Annotated in this window: 18 protein-coding genes; 8 read left to right on the forward strand and 10 right to left on the reverse strand. The window is 64.8% G+C overall.

The window, feature by feature from the left end:
• Positions 1–75: 75 nt before the first annotated feature.
• The gene (locus N0B28_RS25900; protein ID WP_043861541.1) at positions 76–1,077 is read right to left on the reverse strand and encodes a phosphate ABC transporter substrate-binding protein PstS; all 1,002 of its coding nucleotides are present in this window, start codon (positions 1,075–1,077) and stop codon (positions 76–78) included.
• A 150-nt stretch (positions 1,078–1,227) separates the two neighbouring features.
• The gene (locus N0B28_RS25905; protein WP_043861540.1) at positions 1,228–2,517 is read right to left on the reverse strand and encodes an MFS transporter; all 1,290 of its coding nucleotides are present in this window, start codon (positions 2,515–2,517) and stop codon (positions 1,228–1,230) included.
• Between the two features lie 360 nt (positions 2,518–2,877).
• On the opposite strand from N0B28_RS25905, the gene N0B28_RS25910 reads away from it, so the two are divergent.
• Positions 2,878–3,279 (forward strand): acyl-CoA thioesterase, encoded by a 402-nt coding sequence (locus N0B28_RS25910; protein WP_009402429.1) that lies wholly within the window; start codon positions 2,878–2,880, stop codon positions 3,277–3,279.
• 72 nt (positions 3,280–3,351) lie between these two features.
• On the forward strand, positions 3,352–4,248 hold the full coding sequence (locus N0B28_RS25915) for a D-hexose-6-phosphate mutarotase (RefSeq protein WP_213606581.1): 897 nt from the start codon (positions 3,352–3,354) through the stop codon (positions 4,246–4,248).
• 104 nt (positions 4,249–4,352) lie between these two features.
• Here the strand turns inward: N0B28_RS25915 and N0B28_RS25920 are convergent, their stop codons facing one another.
• The 5 genes from N0B28_RS25920 to N0B28_RS25940 form a co-directional block, all read right to left on the reverse strand.
• Positions 4,353–4,886: a DUF3299 domain-containing protein gene (locus N0B28_RS25920; protein WP_043861581.1), complete on the reverse strand. Its 534-nt coding sequence runs from the start codon at positions 4,884–4,886 to the stop codon at positions 4,353–4,355.
• 51 nt (positions 4,887–4,937) lie between these two features.
• Positions 4,938–5,183 carry a GlsB/YeaQ/YmgE family stress response membrane protein gene (locus N0B28_RS25925; RefSeq protein ID WP_043861538.1) on the reverse strand — a complete coding sequence of 82 codons (246 nt, stop codon included), beginning with the start codon at positions 5,181–5,183 and terminating at the stop codon, positions 4,938–4,940.
• 92 nt (positions 5,184–5,275) lie between these two features.
• Entirely contained in the window at positions 5,276–6,358 is a 1,083-nt protein-coding gene (locus N0B28_RS25930) for a 5-(carboxyamino)imidazole ribonucleotide synthase (RefSeq protein ID WP_078481438.1), read from the reverse strand.
• A gap of 10 nt (positions 6,359–6,368) precedes the next feature.
• Complete coding sequence (gene purE / locus N0B28_RS25935; protein ID WP_054916459.1) at positions 6,369–6,860, reverse strand: 5-(carboxyamino)imidazole ribonucleotide mutase; 492 nt, start codon at positions 6,858–6,860, stop codon at positions 6,369–6,371.
• A 212-nt stretch (positions 6,861–7,072) separates the two neighbouring features.
• Complete coding sequence (locus N0B28_RS25940; RefSeq protein WP_043861535.1) at positions 7,073–7,978, reverse strand: LysR substrate-binding domain-containing protein; 906 nt, start codon at positions 7,976–7,978, stop codon at positions 7,073–7,075.
• Between the two features lie 178 nt (positions 7,979–8,156).
• Here N0B28_RS25940 and aspA point away from each other — a divergent pair, with 178 nt between their 5' ends.
• Complete coding sequence (aspA, locus tag N0B28_RS25945; protein WP_043861534.1) at positions 8,157–9,581, forward strand: aspartate ammonia-lyase; 1,425 nt, start codon at positions 8,157–8,159, stop codon at positions 9,579–9,581.
• A 126-nt stretch (positions 9,582–9,707) separates the two neighbouring features.
• Here the strand turns inward: aspA and N0B28_RS25950 are convergent, their stop codons facing one another.
• A complete protein-coding gene (locus N0B28_RS25950; protein ID WP_058541954.1) occupies positions 9,708–10,136 on the reverse strand; it encodes a hypothetical protein in 429 nt (142 codons plus the stop codon).
• 151 nt (positions 10,137–10,287) lie between these two features.
• On the opposite strand from N0B28_RS25950, the gene N0B28_RS25955 reads away from it, so the two are divergent.
• From N0B28_RS25955 to N0B28_RS25965, 3 genes are all read left to right on the forward strand, one after another.
• Positions 10,288–11,274 carry an asparaginase gene (locus tag N0B28_RS25955; RefSeq protein WP_058541955.1) on the forward strand — a complete coding sequence of 329 codons (987 nt, stop codon included), beginning with the start codon at positions 10,288–10,290 and terminating at the stop codon, positions 11,272–11,274.
• Between the two features lie 86 nt (positions 11,275–11,360).
• Complete coding sequence (locus tag N0B28_RS25960) at positions 11,361–12,353, forward strand: AraC family transcriptional regulator (RefSeq protein ID WP_043861531.1); 993 nt, start codon at positions 11,361–11,363, stop codon at positions 12,351–12,353.
• A 141-nt stretch (positions 12,354–12,494) separates the two neighbouring features.
• Positions 12,495–13,532 (forward strand): histone deacetylase family protein, encoded by a 1,038-nt coding sequence (locus N0B28_RS25965; RefSeq protein WP_043861530.1) that lies wholly within the window; start codon positions 12,495–12,497, stop codon positions 13,530–13,532.
• A 2-nt stretch (positions 13,533–13,534) separates the two neighbouring features.
• Here N0B28_RS25965 and N0B28_RS25970 read toward each other — a convergent pair whose 3' ends face one another.
• On the reverse strand, positions 13,535–15,064 hold the full coding sequence (locus tag N0B28_RS25970) for a PLP-dependent aminotransferase family protein (RefSeq protein WP_275729605.1): 1,530 nt from the start codon (positions 15,062–15,064) through the stop codon (positions 13,535–13,537).
• 107 nt (positions 15,065–15,171) lie between these two features.
• Here N0B28_RS25970 and N0B28_RS25975 point away from each other — a divergent pair, with 107 nt between their 5' ends.
• Entirely contained in the window at positions 15,172–15,618 is a 447-nt protein-coding gene (locus tag N0B28_RS25975; RefSeq protein ID WP_043861529.1) for a GNAT family N-acetyltransferase, read from the forward strand.
• Positions 15,619–15,632: 14 nt separating this feature from the next.
• The gene (locus tag N0B28_RS25980; RefSeq protein ID WP_054916454.1) at positions 15,633–16,307 is read left to right on the forward strand and encodes a GNAT family protein; all 675 of its coding nucleotides are present in this window, start codon (positions 15,633–15,635) and stop codon (positions 16,305–16,307) included.
• 94 nt (positions 16,308–16,401) lie between these two features.
• On the opposite strand, the gene oadA is transcribed toward N0B28_RS25980, so the two are convergent.
• Positions 16,402–18,210 carry a sodium-extruding oxaloacetate decarboxylase subunit alpha gene (gene oadA, locus N0B28_RS25985; RefSeq protein WP_043861527.1) on the reverse strand — a complete coding sequence of 603 codons (1,809 nt, stop codon included), beginning with the start codon at positions 18,208–18,210 and terminating at the stop codon, positions 16,402–16,404.
• Positions 18,211–18,219: the final 9 nt, after the last annotated feature.

Consider the following 18,219-nt stretch of genomic DNA (forward strand, 5'->3'; position numbering starts at 1 on the left):
CGCTCAGGCATGCCTGGCAGCGGACTCGCAATTTGCAGCGCGGCCCGCACAAATGCAGGGCGCGCCCGTTCACACTCAGTTTGCAGCGACGCCTTTGGCGGCGTGGTTCAGGCCCAGGTCGGCCAGCGCTTTCTCGGCCACTTTGGCGGGCAGCGGGATGTAACCGTCTTTCACCACGACCTGTTGACCGGCCTGCGACAGCACCAGCTTGACGAACTCGGCTTCCAGCGGGGCCAGAGGCTTGTTCGGGGCCTTGTTGACGTAGACGTAGAGGAAACGCGACAGCGGGTAGGTACCGTTGAGGGCGTTGGCTTCGTTGTCTTCGACGAACGCGCCGCCTTCCTTCTTGGCCAGGGCCACGGTTTTCACGCTGGCGGTCTTGTAGCCGATGCCCGAGTAACCGATACCGTTCAGCGAGCTGCTGATCGACTGCACGACGGACGCCGAGCCAGGTTGTTCGTTGACGTTAGGCTTGAAGTCGCCTTTGCACAGGGCTTCTTCCTTGAAGTAGCCGTAGGTGCCGGATACCGAGTTGCGACCGAACAGCTGGACCGGCTTGTTGGCCAGGTCGCCGGTCACGCCCAGGTCGCCCCAGGTTTTCACGTCGGCCTTGGCACCGCACAGGCGGGTGGAGGAGAAGATGGCGTCGACCTGAGCCATGGTCAGGCCCTTGATCGGGTTGTCCTTGTGCACGAACACGGCCAGGGCGTCGACGGCGACCGGGATGGCGGTCGGCTTGTAGCCGTACTTCTGTTCGAACGCCTGCAGCTCGACGTCTTTCATCTTGCGGCTCATCGGGCCCAGGTTGGCGGTGCCTTCGGTCAGCGCGGGTGGCGCGGTGGAGGAGCCGGCGGCCTGGATCTGGATGTTTACGTTCGGGTATTCCTTCTTGTAGGCCTCGGCCCACAGGGTCATCAGGTTGGCCAGGGTATCGGAACCGACGCTGGAGAGGTTGCCCGATACGCCGGTGGTTTTGACGTAGGTCGGAATAGCAGGATCAACAGCGGCAACTGCGTTGGCAGTCGCAACGCCAGCGGCGGCAAAGGTCAGGGCCGCCATCAAACGCTTCAGTTTCATGCCTTACTCCTAGCAGGAATTGGGGGTAGATGGATCGGGCCCAAGTATCTGCAGGCCGTATGACTACTCTATGAACTGAATGTGACAATTAGATGAAAGGCCATCACCTCGTTCGAGGGATGGCCTTTATAGCGGACGCGGGGCGGGGTTTCAGCGCTTGGTGAGCAGCAGGTAGATGCCTACCAGCAGGCCCAGGGTGCAGATGCCGGCGACATAGTAGGCCGGGCCGAGCGGGCTGAACTTCATCAGCGAGGTGACCATGATCGGGGTCAGGCCACCGAAGATCGCGTAGGCCAGGTTGTAGGAAAACGACAGGCCGCTGAAACGCACCACCGGCGGGAAGGCGCGCACCATCACGTAAGGAACCGCACCGACGATGCCCACGCACAGCCCGGTAACGGCGTACATCGGGTACAGCCACTCAGGGTGCGCCGCCAGGTTGTGGTAGAAGCTCCAGGAGCTGGCCAGCAGCGCCAGGCTGCCGACGATGAACACGCGCCCGGCGCCGAAGCGGTCGGCCAGGCGCCCGGCCACGATGCAGCCGATGCTCAGCAGCACGATGGCCAGGCTGTTGGCCTTGAGGGCCTCGGTGGCGCTGATGCCGTAGAGGGTCTGCAACACGGTCGGGGTCATCAGGATGACCACGATGATGCCGGCCGACAGCAGCCAGGTCAGCAGCATCGACAGTACGATGGCGCCACGGTGGTCACGCAGCACCGCGCGCAGCGGCACTTCCTCGGCCAATGCCTTGCGCTGCTGCATCTCGGCGAACACCGGGGTTTCGTGCAGCCAGCGGCGCAGGTACACCGAAAACAGGCCGAACACGCCGCCGAGCAGGAACGGGATCCGCCAGGCGTAGTCGCTCAGTTGCTCGGGGGTGTACACGGTGTTGATCAGGGTCGCGACCAGCGAGCCGAGCAGGATGCCCGAGGTGAGGCCCGCCGTCAGCGTGCCGCAGGCGTAGCCGATGTTGCGCGCCGGCACGTGTTCGGACACGAACACCCAGGCACCCGGCACTTCACCGCCAATGGCGGCGCCCTGGATCACGCGCATCAGCAGCAACAGGATCGGTGCCCACATGCCGATCTGCGCGTAGGTGGGCAGCAGGCCCATGATCAGGGTCGGCACGGCCATCATGAAGATGCTCAGGGTGAACATCTTCTTGCGCCCCAGCAGGTCGCCGAAGTGGGCCATCACGATGCCGCCCAGCGGGCGCGCCAGGTAGCCGGCAGCGAAGATGCCGAAGGTCTGCATCAGGCGCAGCCACTCGGGCATGTCGACCGGAAAGAACAGCTTGCCCACCACCGCGGCGAAGAACACGAAGATGATGAAGTCGTAGAACTCCAGCGCCCCGCCCAGGGCGGAGAGCGACAGGGTCTTGTAGTCACTGCGGGTGAGCGGCCGCGAGGGCTGCTCTATGGAGGGGGGCACGGAGGTCATCGAAGCGTCTCTTATTGGCAAATCAGGCCGCGGCAGCGCTGGCCCCGGCCTGTCAGGAGGTCGAACGATAGCAAATTGTTCGAAAAAGCACATGGATCGACATAATCGGGGCAGATAATCATGACCGCATGGTCGTCGCCCCACGCGCGGCTCTATATACTGGCCGCTCGTATCAAACGGTTACGCCTTGTGTGGGATGTTGTGCGAAAACGCCGCTAGGTATGCTTAGTCGGTTTCGCAGAGTTTCCCTTCGCCGCACGGCAGAGCGAAGCAGCGTAGTATGTTCGTGCTGAATCGTTTTTCGCGGCGTCCGCACCAGCGCAAACCAACGAAGCGTTACGGGTCAGAGGCACCCCCGGCATGATTGAACTCGAACAAGAAGATCCTATTCCGCAAGGCGACCTGGCCTTGCAGATCACCGCATTGCCCCGTGAAACCAACGGTTTCGGCGATATCTTCGGCGGCTGGCTGGTCGCCCAGATGGACCTGGCCGGCACGGCCATGGCCAGCCGAGTCGCAGGCGGGCGCGTCGCCACCGTGGCGATCGACCGCATGGCCTTTCTGGTGCCGGTGGCGGTGGGCGCGCAACTGTCCTTCTATACCCAGACCCTGGAAATCGGCCGCAGCTCGATCCAGATGATGGTCGAGGTGTGGAGCGACGACCCGCTGAGCAGTGAATGGCGCAAGGTCACCGAGGCGGTGTTCGTGTTCGTCGCCATCGACGGCAGCGGCCGCACCCGCTCGGTGCCGCCTCGTCGCTGAGCCTGGGGCGCGCTAAACTCGAGGGTCTGCGCGAGGTCCAAGACCTCGTAGGCCACCCTTCGAGAGCAACGCATGTCCACATCCAAGGTAGAAGTCGAACAGCATGGCGAGCTTGCCTGCTGGCGTATCACCACGCCTCGCGCCGAGCTGCTGATTGCCCAGCAGGGCGCACAGGTGCTCAGTTACCAGCGCGTGGGCGAGCCGCCGCTGCTGTGGCTCAGCGATCAGGCGATCTTCAGGCAGGGCAAATCGGTGCGCGCCGGTGCCCCGGTGTGCTGGCCCTGGTTCGGCAACCTGCAACGCAACCCAGCGGCCGTTCAGGCCATGTTCCACGGCGCCGAGGCCCCGGCCCACGGGCTGGTGCGCGGGCGTGACTGGCAGTTGCTGGGTATCGACAGCAGTGCGGATTCGGTACGCGTGGACTTCACGCTACCCCAGGCGTTGGGGGAGCTACCCGGCTGGCCGCACACGGTGGAACTGAAACTGAGCATCGTGCTCGGCGAGGAACTGGCGCTGACCCTCGACAGCCACAACCTGGGCAGTGGCAGCGTCACCCTCAGCCAGGCGCTGCACAGCTACTTTGCAGTCAGCGACGTGCGTGGCGCGCGGGTAGAAGGCGTGGACGGGCTGGCCTACATCGAGACGCTGGCAGACTGGGAGCAACGCACCCAGCAGGGCGACCTGGGGTTTGCCGGGGAAACCGACCGCATCTACCTGCAGGCACCTGAGCGTCTGAGCATCGTCGACCCGGGCTGGAACCGGCGTATCACCCTGCGTACCCAGGGTTCGCGTTCGGCGGTGATCTGGAACCCATGGGTGGACCGCGCCGCGCAGCTCACGGACATGGCCGATGACGGCTGGCAGCGGATGCTGTGCATCGAGACGGCAAACGTGTGGGATGACGTGGTGGAACTTGCGCCCGGGGCGACCCATTCGCTGAGTGTCAGTATCGGCAGCGAACCGCTCTAGACCGCTATCGCGGGTCAAGCCCGCTCCCACCGGGCATAGCACTGATCATGAGGGCAGCACTGTACCTGTGGGAGCGGGCTTGACCCGCGATGCAGACGGCGCGGTTACAGGTCGGAGTCCTCCACCACCCTCACCTTCCCCGCATCCAGCGCATACGCCGCATCGGCCAGGTCATTGCTGACCTTCTCCACCTTCAGCGTGCCGCTGACCCACAGCGGCGTGTAGATATCGTCCAGCTTCAGGCCATGGGGATAACGCACCAGCACCAGCTGGTTGGGCGGCGGTGGCGGTACATGGATGCAGGCGCCCGGATAGGGCACAAGGAAGAACAGCGTGCTGTTGCCCTTGGCGTCGGTTTCCAGCGGCACCGGGTACCCGCCCAGACGGATCTGCCTGCCGTTCATGGCAGCCACCGTCTTGCTCGAATACATCACCGCCGGCAGGCCCTTGCTCTGCTTCAGGCCACCCTTCTCGGTAAAGGTACCCATCGCCTCGGGGGAGTTGTGGTCGATCTCGGGCATCTGCTCCAGCGCCTTCTGGTCCGACTTGGGCATCAGCTCCAGCCAGTCGGTCTCGGGCAGCTCGGCGCGGGCCAGGCCACTACACAGCAACAGGGTAAGCAGTACGACTCGGCGCATGAAAAAAAGCTCGGCAACTGACGGAAAGTTGCCGAGCATTCTAGCGCCCTGTCAGCGCTTTTTGATCATGCCGTAGATCACCAGCAGGATGATTGCACCCACCAGTGCACCGAGGAAGCCAGCACCCTCGCCCGCATGGTAGATCCCCAGCGCCTGGCCACCGTAGGTCGCCGCCAGAGAGCCGGCGATACCCAGCAGAATGGTCATGATCCAGCCCATGCTGTCGTCGCCCGGCTTCAGAAAACGTGCCAGCAAGCCGACGATCAGGCCGATGAAGATGGTTCCGATGATACCCATGGCATTCCCTCTGAATTGAGTGCACGAGCCAAAGCCTAGTCAGCGCTTTGGCATCCTGCCATCAGAGGGATGCGCGGCGGGAATGGTTCCGCTCAGCCTGCGATGAGCGCTTCGACCTGCTGGATCTTCTGCTCCAGCGTGGTCATGTCGGCGCAGCGCAGGGTGGCGTGACCGACCTTGCGCCCGGCCTTGAAGGCCTTGCCGTAGTGATGCAGGTGACAGTCGTCGATAGCCACGACCGCAGCCACCGCCGGCACTTCGCCGATGAAGTTGAGCATGGCGCTTTCGCCGACCTTGGCGGTCGAGCCCAGCGGCAGGCCGGCCACGGCGCGCAGGTGGTTCTCGAACTGGCTGCACTCGGCACCTTCGATGGTCCAGTGCCCGGAGTTGTGCACACGCGGCGCGATCTCGTTGGCCTTCAGGCCACCGTCGACCTCGAAGAACTCGAACGCCAGCACGCCGACATAGTCGAGCTGCTCGAGCACGCGGCTCGCGTAGTCTTCGGCCAGGCTCTGCAGCAGGTGGTCTTCGCTGGCCACCGACAGGCGCAGGATGCCGCTGTCGTGGGTGTTGTGCACCAGCGGGTAGAAGCGTGTCTCGCCATCGCGGCCGCGAACGGCAATCAGCGACACCTCGCCGGTGAACGGCACGAAGCCCTCCAGCAGGCAGGGCACGCTACCAAGTTCGGCGAACGTGTCGACAACATCGGCTTCGGTGCGGAGCACCTTCTGGCCCTTGCCGTCATAACCCAGGGTACGGGTCTTGAGCACGGCCGGCAGGCCGATGCTGGCGACGGCGGCCTCCAGGTCGGCTTGCGACTGGATGTCGGCGAAGGCCGGGGTCGGGATGCCCAGGTCACGGAACATGCTCTTCTCGAACAGCCGGTCGCGGGCGATGCGCAGCGCTTCGGCGCTCGGATACACCGGCACGAACTGCGACAGGAAGGCCACCGTCTCGGCTGGCACGCTTTCGAATTCGAAGGTCACCAGGTCGACTTCGTCGGCCAGCTGGCGCAGGTGATCCTGGTCGCCGTAGTCGGCACGCAGGTGCTCGCCCAGAGCGGCCGCACAGGCGTCAGGGGCCGGGTCGAGGAAAGCGAAGTTCATGCCCAGCGGGGTACCCGCCAGGGCCAGCATGCGGCCCAGTTGGCCGCCACCGATTACACCGATTTTCATGCGTGTGACCTCAGGCCTGGCGCGGGTCTGGATTGTCCAGAACGTTGTCTGTCTGCTCAGCGCGGAACTGTTTCAGAACGGTATGGAACTGCGGGTGCTTGGCGCCCAGGATGCTCGCCGAGAGCAGCGCGGCGTTGATCGCGCCGGCCTTGCCGATGGCCAGGGTGGCAACCGGGATGCCAGCCGGCATCTGCACGATCGACAGCAGCGAATCGACGCCCGAGAGCATGGCCGACTGCACCGGCACACCCAGCACCGGCAGGTGGGTCTTGGCGGCGCACATGCCTGGCAGGTGGGCAGCGCCACCGGCACCGGCGATGATCACCTCGATGCCACGGCCTTCGGCCTCTTCGGCGTACTGGAACAGCAGGTCCGGCGTGCGGTGGGCGGAAACCACCTTCACTTCGTAGGGAATGCCGAGTTTTTCCAGCATATCGGCGGTGTGGCTAAGGGTGGACCAATCGGACTTGGAGCCCATGATCACGCCAACCAGTGCACTCATCGTCGAGCCTCTTCTCTTGGGCGCCTTCAGGCGCGTCAAAAAACAACAAGCCACGCAGGGACGACCGGCGTGGCTTGTTATGCGAATTAGGGCCGGGTGTACCGACCGAAGGCCGCGCAGTATATCGTAAAGCCGTGTGTTTGATGCACCCCGGCGACCAACTGTAAGCCTTATTTTTCGGGCTTTTTCAGGGCTTCGGGCTGACTCTGGAGTCAAGCCGTCGCCGGCCCGCCTTCGAGCTTGCGCCACAGCAGGCGCACGTTGGCCTTGCGCACCAGCGCGCAGCGGTACAGGCGGATCTCCAGCGGCACGTGCCATTGCGCACCGCCACAGATCACCAGCTCGCCACGTTCAAGCTCGGCGCGGGCCGACAGGCGCGGCACCCAGGCAATACCCAGGCCTTCCAGGGCCATGCTCTTGAGGCTGTCGGCCATGGCGGTTTCGTAGATGGTGGTAAAGCGCAGGTTGCGCTGGCGCAGCAGCAGATTCACCGAACGCCCCAGAAACGCTCCGGCGCTGTAGGCCAGCAAGGGCACGCTGGCGTCGTTTTCCAGGTCGAACAGCGGCTTGCCGTCGGCATCCGCTGCACACACCGGCAGCATCTCGGTGTGCCCCAGGTGCAGCGAGGGGAAGATCTCGGCGTCCATCTGCAGGGCCGCATCCGGGTCGTAGAACGCCAGCATCAGGTCGCAGCCACCTTCGCGCAGGGCGTGCACCGCATCGCCGACGTTGGTCGCCACCAGCCGCGTGGCGATGTTCAGACCGTCGTTGCGCAACTGCGCGATCCAGCGCGGAAAGAAGCCCAGCGCCAGCGAGTGCGCCGCCGCCACCTGGATCACCTCGCCCTGCCCGCCTTCCAGGTGATGCAAGTGGCGCAGCACCTCGCCCAGCTGGTCGACCACCGTGCGCGCCGTCACCAGGAACAGTTGGCCGGCAGCGGTCAACTCGATCGGCGTGCGCGAGCGGTTGACCAAGGTCAGCCCCAACGCAGCCTCCAGGCTGCGAATGCGCCGGCTGAACGCCGGCTGGGTCACGAAGCGACGCTCCGCCGCCTGGGAAAAGCTGCGGGTGGCGGCCAGGGCGCTGAAATCTTCCAGCCATTTGCTTTCGAGGTTCATCGGGCTCTCCAGGCATGCACCAAAATGGTACACGCTCGAATGTCAATTGGCGTCACATGGAACGTTATGCCGTTTGTGCATAGGTTAGCGTGCAACAGCATTGGCCGCAAAATCCGTGCAGGCCTAGGATTGGCGCCATTCCGGCATGTGCCGGGCCTAACTCGAGATGATCTCTATCATGTCCGCTGCTGCATCGTTCCGTGTCGAAAAAGACCTGCTTGGCACCCTCGAAGTCCCTGCTGATGCCTACTACGGTATCCAGACCCTGCGTGCTGCCAACAACTTCCACCTCTCTGGCGTGCCGCTGTCGCACTACCCGAAAATGGTTGTCGGCCTGGCCATGGTCAAACAGGCAGCTGCCGACGCCAACCGCGAGCTGGGTCACCTGAGCGATGCCAAGCACGCCGCCATCAGCGAGGCCTGTGCCCGCCTGATCCGCGGTGACTTCCACGAGCAGTTCGTGGTCGACATGATTCAAGGCGGTGCCGGTACCTCCACCAACATGAACGCCAACGAAGTGATCGCCAACATCGCGCTGGAAGCGATGGGTCACCAGAAGGGCGAGTACCAGTACCTGCACCCGAACAACGACGTGAACATGGCGCAGTCGACCAACGACGCCTACCCGACCGCCATCCGTCTGGGCCTGCTGCTGGGTCACGATGCGCTGCTGGCCAGCCTCGACAGCCTGATCCAGGCCTTCGCTGCCAAGGGTGAAGAGTTCAGCCACGTACTGAAGATGGGCCGTACCCAGCTGCAGGACGCCGTGCCGATGACCCTGGGCCAGGAATTCCGTGCCTTCGCCACCACCCTGACCGAAGACCTCAACCGCCTGCGCACCCTGGCGCCGGAAGTGCTGACCGAAGTCAACCTGGGCGGTACCGCGATCGGTACCGGCATCAACGCCGACCCGGGCTACCAGGCCCTGGCCGTACAGCGTCTGGCGCTGATCAGCGGCCAGCCGCTGGTACCGGCTGCCGACCTGATCGAAGCCACCTCCGACATGGGCGCCTTCGTGCTGTTCTCCGGCATGCTCAAGCGCACTGCAGTCAAGCTGTCGAAGATCTGCAACGACCTGCGCCTGCTGTCCAGCGGCCCGCGCACCGGCATCAACGAGATCAACCTGCCGGCGCGTCAGCCAGGCAGCTCGATCATGCCCGGCAAGGTCAACCCGGTTATCCCGGAAGCGGTCAACCAGGTGGCCTTCGCCATCATCGGCAACGACATCGCGCTGACCATCGCGGCCGAAGGCGGCCAGCTGCAGCTGAACGTGATGGAGCCGCTGATCGCCTACAAGATCTTCGACTCGATCCGTCTGCTGCAACGCGCCATGGACATGCTGCGCGAGCACTGCATCGTCGGCATCACCGCCAACGAACAGCGCTGCCGTGAACTGGTCGAACACTCGATCGGCCTGGTCACCGCCCTGAACCCGTACATCGGCTACGAAAACGCCACCCGTATTGCCCGTATCGCGCTGGAAAGCGGCCGCGGCGTACTGGAACTGGTGCGTGAGGAAGGCCTGCTGGACGAAGCGATGCTCAACGACATCCTGCGTCCGGAAAACATGATTGCACCGCGTCTGGTACCGCTCAAAGCGTAACCGACGCCGTACTACCGCTCACCAGGTTGAGGGACTAGACACCTCTCACCTTTTGAGGGCCCAGGGACTTTGTCTCCGGGCCCTTTTTTTTGCCTGCGGTGCGACCTTCGCCAGCAATGCCGGCGCCTAAAGGGAACGGGTAGTGTCGGCTGCTTCTGCCGACGAGGGCAGCAGCAGCACATTCAGGAAGGTCGAATCGCTGACGATCTCCTTCATGAACCACCACACGAACGCCAGGCAGAGCGCCACCATGAAGGCGGTCAGATCGCCCGTGTAATGGCGCACCGTGAGCACCCCGATAAAGCACAGCACCACGCCCAGCCCGCTGATCAGGTCTGCCCAGTTGGAACGGCTGAGGTGGCGCTTCATGGCCCGGTGATCCGCCTCGGGCAACACCAGTGCCTGCGCACACTTTGCACAGGTGAGCGGCTGCCCGCCCATGAGCGTTTCCAGCTCGCCCTCGCTCGGCAACCAGACGTGGCCGCATGCCGGGCAATTGAGGTCCACCGCGGCGCACAGGCGCTCTTGCGCGGATTTGTACTTGTTCGTCGACACGTCCTTGGCACCTTCGTCCTGAAGCAGGCGCGATGGTAACCGCTGGCCGTCACGCTGCCCATCGCGAACTCGGGCGGCCCGGCCGCTGACAGCGCGCCGGGGGATGGCGTAAGGTGGTCGGCTTTCCTTCAGTCGAGCACGGAGACAGGCCATGACCCCGGCCCCTGCCCACAACATCATGGTGCTGTACACCGGTGGCACTATCGGCATGCAGGCCAGCGCCGGCGGCCTGGCCCCGGCGTCGGGCTTCGAGCAGCGCATGCGTGAGCAACTGGCCGGGCAACCGGGCCTGGCAGCCTGGCAGTTCCGCGAACTGCTGCCGCTGATCGACAGCGCCAACATGACGCCCTGCTACTGGCAGCGCCTGCGCGCCGCGATCATCGAAGCGGTGGATGGCCAGGGCTGCGATGGCGTGCTGGTGCTGCATGGCACCGACACCCTGGCCTACAGCGCCGCCGCCATGAGCTTCCAGTTGCTCGGGCTGACGGTGCCGGTGCTGTTCACCGGCTCGATGCTGCCGGCCGGTACGCCGGACAGCGATGCGTGGGAGAACCTCACGGGGGCGCTGCAGGTGCTGAGCCAGGGTACGTCGCCGGGTGTTCAGCTGTATTTCCACGGTCAGCTGCTGGCACCAAACCGCACCGCCAAGGTGCGCAGCTTCGGCCGGAACCCGTTCGCGACCTTGCAGCGCTCGGGCGGTGCGGCGCAGGCGCCTGTACCGGCAGCACTGGCTTATCGCGCGCCGCTGCAGGTGGCCAAGGTTGCAGTGTTGCCGCTGGTGCCAGGCCTCGACGCCGCGCTGTTGCAGGCCACACTCGACAGCGGGGTCCAGGGGCTGGTGCTGGAATGCTACGGCAGCGGCACCGGGCCGTGTGATGACGATGCGTTCGTGGCCGTGCTGGAACAGGCCCGCGCGCGTGACATCGTGGTGGTGGCGATCACCCAGTGCCATGAAGGCGGGGTCGAACTGGAGGTGTACGCAGCCGGCAGCCGCCTGCGCGAGGCCGGTGTGCTGTCGGGTGGCGGAATGACCCGGGAGGCGGCGTTCGGCAAATTGCAGGCATTGCTCGGTAGCCAGTTGCCGGTTGACGAGGTGCGACGGCTGGTTGGGCTGGACCTGGCTGGCGAGTTACGTTGAGCCCTTCGCTGGCTTGCCAGCGAACAGGCCCTGAAGGGCATACAAATTGCTCACTCAACCCCAAGCCCCTCAGCCGGATGCCGAGCATGCTCCACTCCCACCTCACCACCCTGAACGCGGTTTCCCTGATGCTGCAGGCCTTCAAGGACGAAGACCGTGCCGCCCAGCGGCTGCTCGAAGGCACCGGCATCACCCCGGCCGACCTGGGCCGCGCCGACTGGCGCATCACCACGCACCAGGAACTGCGCGTGTGCGCCAACGCCGTGGCCATGCGCCGGGAGGTCGGGCTGGAGCTGGGCCAGCGCATGCACGTTTCATCCTACGGCATGCTCGGTTACGCCCTGCTTTCCGGTGCCACCCTGGGTGACGCCCTGCACCTGGCCCTGCAGTACCCCGCGCTGCTGGGAACACTTTTCCAGCTGCGCCTGATCGAGGACGGCGAGCGGGTCTGGTTCAGCGCCAGCGACTACGGCCAGGCCCCGGAGCTTGCGGCGTTCAATGCCGAGTTCTGCCTGACGTCGCTCAAGGTCATCTGCAACGACCTGCTCGGCCAGCCGCTGCCCTTGCTGGGCGCGCGTTTCGCTCACCCTGCCCCGGATTACCAGGCGCTCTACAGCGCGCCTTTCGACTGCCCGCTGCAGTTCGGCGCCAGCGACAATGCCTTTGCCTTCGAACGCCACTGGCTGGCCCGGGCCCTGCCCCTGGCCGACCCGATCACCCACCGTGCGATGAGCGAACGCTGCCGCCGGCAGAACCTGGAATTCACCGGGCGCCAGGCCTGGCTCGGGCGCATTCGCCAGCTGCTGCAGCAGCAGTTGGAGGCACCACCAGGCCTCGAGGGCCTGGCGCGGCAGATGAGCTGTTCATCACGCACCCTGCGTCGCCACCTGCACGAGCTGGGCAGCAGTTATCAACAGTTGCTCGATGAGCTGCGCTTCGAACGGGCCAAGCAGTTGCTGGCCGAGGACGAGCTACCGATCTACCGCATCGCCGAGGTGCTGGGCTTCAGCGAGCCGGCCAGCTTCCGACACGCCTTCCTGCGCTGGAGCGGCGTGGCACCGAGCCATTTTCGCGCCTGAAACACGCGCATGCACCGCGAGGGGGCGAAATGCGGACAACCGTGTTGGCCATATCGATCCCCTTTTGGCCGTTTGCGCCGTTCTGCCGGTGGGCGTACCTCTCGACAATGGGGCCACGCCAGTAAACCCGGAGAACAAAAAATGCTGACGATCTATTCCGATGACCATCGCCTGCACCACGGCCGCTGCGAGCTGATCGACGGGCAGTTGATGCCCTGCTTCGAAATGCCCTCGCGTGCCGACCATGTGCTCGAGCGGGTCAAGGCCCAGGGCCTGGGGCCCGTCGAAGGCCCTACCGATTTTGGCCGCGCACCGCTGCTGCGCGTGCACAGCGCCGACTACCTGGATTTCTTCCAGGGCGCCTGGCAGCGCTGGAGCGCACTGGGCCATGACGGCGACCTGCTGCCGTTCACCTGGCCGGCGCGCAGCCTGCGCCAGGTCAAACCCAGCGGCCTGCATGGCGAGCTGGGCTATTACAGCTTCGACGCCGGTGCACCGATCACCGCCGGCACCTGGCAGGCCGCCTACAGCTCGGCGCAGGTTGCCCTGACCGCACAGGCGGCGGTGCAGGCCGGTGCCCACAGCGCCTTCGCCCTGTGCCGGCCACCGGGGCATCATGCCGCCAGCGACGTGATGGGGGGCTACTGCTATCTGAACAATGCCGCGATCGCCGCCCAGGCCTTCATCGACCACGGTCGCCAGCGCGTGGCGATCCTGGATGTGGACTACCACCACGGCAACGGTACCCAGCAGATCTTCTACGCGCGCAACGACGTGCTGTTCGCCTCGATCCATGGCGACCCGCAGGCCGAATTCCCGTTCTTCCTCGGCTATGCCGACGAGCACGGCGAAGGCGACGGGCTGGGCTGCAACTTCAACTACCCGCTGCCGGCAGGCAGCGACTGGGCCACCTGGCGCGGCGCGCTGGACGAAGCCTGCGAACGCATCGGCGCGTATGACCCCGAAGTGCTGGTGATCTCGCTGGGCGTGGACACCTTCAAGGACGACCCGATCTCGCAATTCAAGCTCGACAGCCCCGACTACCTGGCCATGGGCGAGCGCATCGCGCAGTTGGGCAAGCCGACCCTGTTCATCATGGAAGGTGGCTATGCCGTGGCCGAAATCGGCGTCAACGCGGTCAACGTGCTCGAGGGCTTCGAGCGCGCCCGTCAAGGCTAGGCTCAGTCGGCCCAGGCACGTGCAAGGCGTGCCAGGGCCTGGGCAATCGCGGCCTCGTTCACGGCCGCGAACCCCAGCACCAGTCCGGCACGCTTATCCACAGGCAGCGGCGTGTCGGGCAACCAGTAATCACTCAGCGCATTGAGTTCGACACCCACCGCTGCGGCACGGGCGATCAGTTCCCGCTCGCGCGCCTGGCTGTGCACGTCGATCTTCAGGTGCAGGCCCGCCGCCACCTCCGGCAAGGCTCCCAGCCCCGCCACAGCCTTCGGCCAGCCGGCCAGAAGCGCATTGCGCCGGCTCAACGCCGCGCGGCGCATGCGCCGGATATGACGCTGGAAGTGCCCTTTAGCCATGAACTGCGCCATCACCGCCTGTGTGCCGACCTCGGAATGGCGCACCGCCAACGCCCGAAAGCGCGAGAATGCCTCCACCAGCCGGGCCGGCAGCACAAGGTAGCCCAGACGCAGCGCCGGAAAGGCCACCTTGCCGAAGGTGCCGACATACAGCACCCGTCCGCTGCGGTCCAGGGCTGCCAGCGGGGCCAGCGGCGCGCCGCTGTAACGGTACTCTCCGTCGTAGTCGTCCTCGATGATCCAGCTGTCGTTGCGCTCGGCCCAGGCCAGCAGTTCCAGGCGCCGCGCCAGGCTCAGGGTGACGCCGGTGGGGTACTGATGCGCGGGGGTAACGTAGCTCAGGCGACAGTTGGGCAACTGGGCCAGGGCAGCGCACTGCAACCCGTCGTGATCCACCCCCACGCCATGCACCTTCGCGCCCGCCATGGCGAAGGCTTTGCCCGCCGCACGATAGCCGGGGTTTTCCACAGCCACACCGTCACCGGGCGCCAGCAGCAGCTGTGCACAAAGGCTGATTGCCTGCTGCGCACCACTGGTGATCACAATTTGTTCAGCCACGCAGGACAACCCACGGGAGCGACGCAGGTAGGTGGCAATCAGCTCGCGCAGCAGCGGTTCTCCGGCCGGGTCGCCGTAACCGAGTGACGCCGGGTCGGGATTTCGCCAGAAACCCGCCTGCAGCTTGGCCCACACCTCGAAGGGGAACAGGTCGAAGGCCGGTATGCCAACCTGAAAAGCCCGCGGCGCACGAGGCTCATGCACGGATAAATGATTGTTTTCCAGGCGCTCCAGCACGTCCGTGTGGATAACTTTACTGGATAAATCCTCAGTGCAATCACCCGTTTTTGTGGATAACCCTGTGGAAAAACCCAGGGATAACCCTGTGGACAGTTTTGTGGATAGTTTTGGCAGCTGACTGACGTAGGTACCATCGCCCACCCGGCTTTCGATATAGCCTTCGGCATACAGCTGGTCGTAGGCACGAACTACGCTGTTACGTGATACGGCCAGCGCTGCGGCCATGTCGCGGGTGGCGGGAAGACGCGTGCCGCTACCCAGGCGCCCGTCCAGCACGCGCTGGCGCAGCGCCTGGTACAGCTGGCGACTGAGCCCCTGACGACGGTCCAGCACGATGCCGGTGGGGTCGAAGGGCAAGGCAACGCTACGTTCGCTCATGAAATTGGACCTGCCAAATAAGCCGGAAATGGCTCTTACCATAAGCCAATAGCCTGCCTAGGATGGGGCCATTCGCCAACCCCTGTATTGCACACAAGGATCCTTCGATGTCTACCGTGACCCTGCGCCCCGTGACCGCCGATGACCACGCCGCCTGGCTGCCGCTGTGGCAGGCCTACCAGCGTTTCTATGAGACCCGCATCGATGAGGCGGTCAGTGCCGTGACCTGGCAGCGCATGCTCGACACCAGCGAGCCGACCAACGCTGCGCTGGCCTGGGTCGATGGCAAGGCGGTGGGCATGGTGCACTGGATCTACCACCGCTCCAACTGGACGGTGGAAAACGCCTGCTACCTGCAGGATCTGTATGTCGACGCCAACCAGCGCGGCAAGGGCGTGGGCCGCCAGCTGATCGAGCTGGTGTACGACACGGCGCGCCAGGCCGGCTGCACCAAGGTGCACTGGCTGACCCATGAAACCAACGCCACCGGTATTTCGCTGTATGAACAGGTGGCCGAACGGCCGGGTTTCATCCAGTTCCGCAAAGCCCTGTAATCGGAGAAGCCACCATGAGCACACCGTTGAACTGGCGGCCGGCCAAGGCCCCGCAGCCTGTCCCGCTGGTCGGGCGCTTCATCCGCCTGGAAAAACTCGACCCGCGCCGCGACCGCGAGCACCTGTGGGCGGTGTTCCAGGGCCCCGAGGCCGACCAGACACTGTGGAAGTACCTGGCCTACGGACCATTCACCGAGCGCGAAGACTTCGACCACTGGCTAGACAGCAACGCCGCCAGCAGCGACCCGCTGTTCTACAGCGTGATCGACCTGGCCAGCGGGCAGACCCAGGGTATCCTCAGCCTGATGTCGATCGTGCCCGAGCAGGGCCGTATCGAGATCGGCCACATTGCCTTCGGCGCGGCCATGCAGCGCACGCCCAAGGGCACCGAGGCCATCTACCTGCTGGGCAAGCAGGCCTTCGCCCTGGGCAACCGGCGCCTGGAATGGAAGTGCAACAACGACAATGCCCGCTCCAAGCGCGCGGCCGAGCGTTTCGGGTTCACCTTCGAAGGGGTGTTTCGCAAGCACATGGTGACCAAGGACCACAACCGCGACACGGCCTGGTACTCCATCACCGATGACGAATGGCCGGCCATTGCCGCTGGTTTCGAACGCTGGCTGAGCGAGGACAACCAGCGCCCAGAGGGTCAGCTCAAGACGCTGGAAGCGTGCCGTACGGGTGCGTGAGGCGGGTACCCGAAGCGGGCGTATCCAACAGAAGATAAAAAAAGGGGAGCAATTCGCTCCCCAGAGGTTAACCGCTTGCAGATGAAGGCCTGAGTCAGCCTTCGATCTCGATCAGGATCTCGCCCGGGTTGACCCGGTCGCCCTTGGCCACGTGTATGGCTGCAACCTTGCCGGCGATGGCCGATTGCACCTCGGTTTCCATCTTCATCGCTTCGGTGATCAGCACCGCCTGGCCGGCCTTGACCGTGTCCCCCTGCTTGACCAGCACATCGACGATGTTGCCCGGCATGGTGGTGCTCACATGGCCCGGCTCGCTGGCCTGCTTGCGCTTGCTGCTGCCACCGCCGACGAACTCGTTGAGCGGCTCGAACACCACCTCTTCCGGCATGCCGTCGATGGACAGGTAGAAGTGGCGCTTGCCTTCGGCCTTGACGCCCACACCGGTGATATCCACGCGGTAGGTCTCGCCGTGCACGTCGATCACGAACTCGGTTGGTACGCCTTCGCCACCGGCCGAGGCCACCGCGCCGGCTTCCGGAATCGGCAGCAGCACTTCAGGGGTCAGGCTGCCGGCTTCACGCTCTTCAAGGAACTTGCGCCCGATGTCCGGGAACATGGCGAAGGTCAGCACGTCTTCTTCGGACTTGGCCAGGCTGCCGATGTCGGCACGCAGCTTGGTCATCTCGGGCTTGAGCAGGTCGGCGGGGCGCACGTCGATGACGTCTTCGCTGCCGATGGCCTGGCGACGCAGCTTCTCGTCGACTACCCCCGGTGCCTTGCCGTAGCCGCCCTGCAGGTACAGCTTCACCTCGTTGGTGATGGTCTTGTAGCGCTCGCCGGCCAGCACGTTGAAGAACGCCTGGGTACCGACGATCTGCGAGGTGGGCGTGACCAGCGGCGGGAAGCCGAGGTCTTCACGCACCCGCGGGATCTCGGCCAGCACTTCGTTCATGCGGTTGAGCGCACCCTGCTCCTTGAGCTGGTTGGCCAGGTTGGAAATCATCCCGCCCGGTACCTGGTTGACCTGCACGCGGGTATCCACGGCGGTGAACTCGCTTTCGAACTGGTGGTACTTCTTGCGCACGGCATAGAAGTACAGGCCGATCTCCTGCAGCAGTTGCAGGTCCAGGCCGGTATCGAACTCGCTGCCCTTGAGCGCTGCAACCATCGATTCGGTGCCCGGATGGCTGGTGCCCCAGGCGAAGCTGGAGATGGCGGTGTCGATATGGTCGGCACCGTTCTCGATGGCCTTGAGCTGGCACATCGCGGCCAGGCCGGCCGTGTCGTGGCTGTGGATGAACACCGGCAGCGACTGCTCGGCCTTGAGTGCCTTAACCAGCTCGCCTGTGGCGTAGGGGGTCAGCAGGCCGGCCATGTCCTTGATCGCGATGGAGTCGCAGCCCATGGCTTCCATCTGCTTGGCCTGGGCCACGAACGCCTCGATGGTGTGCACCGGGCTGGTGGTGTAGGCGATGGTGCCCTGGGCATGCTTGCCCGCCGCCTTCACCGCCTCGATGGCCACGCGCAGGTTTCGCACGTCGTTCATGGCGTCGAAGATGCGGAACACATCGATGCCGTTGACTGCTGCCTTGGCCACGAAGGCCTTGACCACGTCATCGCTGTAGTGCCGGTAGCCAAGCAGGTTCTGGCCGCGCAGCAGCATCTGCAGACGGGTGTTGGGCAGTGCTGCGCGCAGCTTGCGCAGGCGCTCCCACGGGTCTTCCTTGAGGAAGCGCACGCAGGCGTCGAAGGTCGCGCCGCCCCACACTTCCAGCGACCAGTAGCCCACCTTGTCGAGCTTGTCGCAGATCGGCAGCATGTCGTCGGTGCGCATGCGGGTGGCCAGCAACGATTGGTGGGCGTCGCGCAGGATCGTGTCGGTTACGAAAATTTTCTTGGACATTGTAGGGTT

Origin of the sequence: Pseudomonas sp. SD17-1, assembly GCF_029201585.1 — a bacterium.
In the GTDB taxonomy this organism is placed as follows: domain Bacteria; phylum Pseudomonadota; class Gammaproteobacteria; order Pseudomonadales; family Pseudomonadaceae; genus Aquipseudomonas; species Aquipseudomonas palmensis.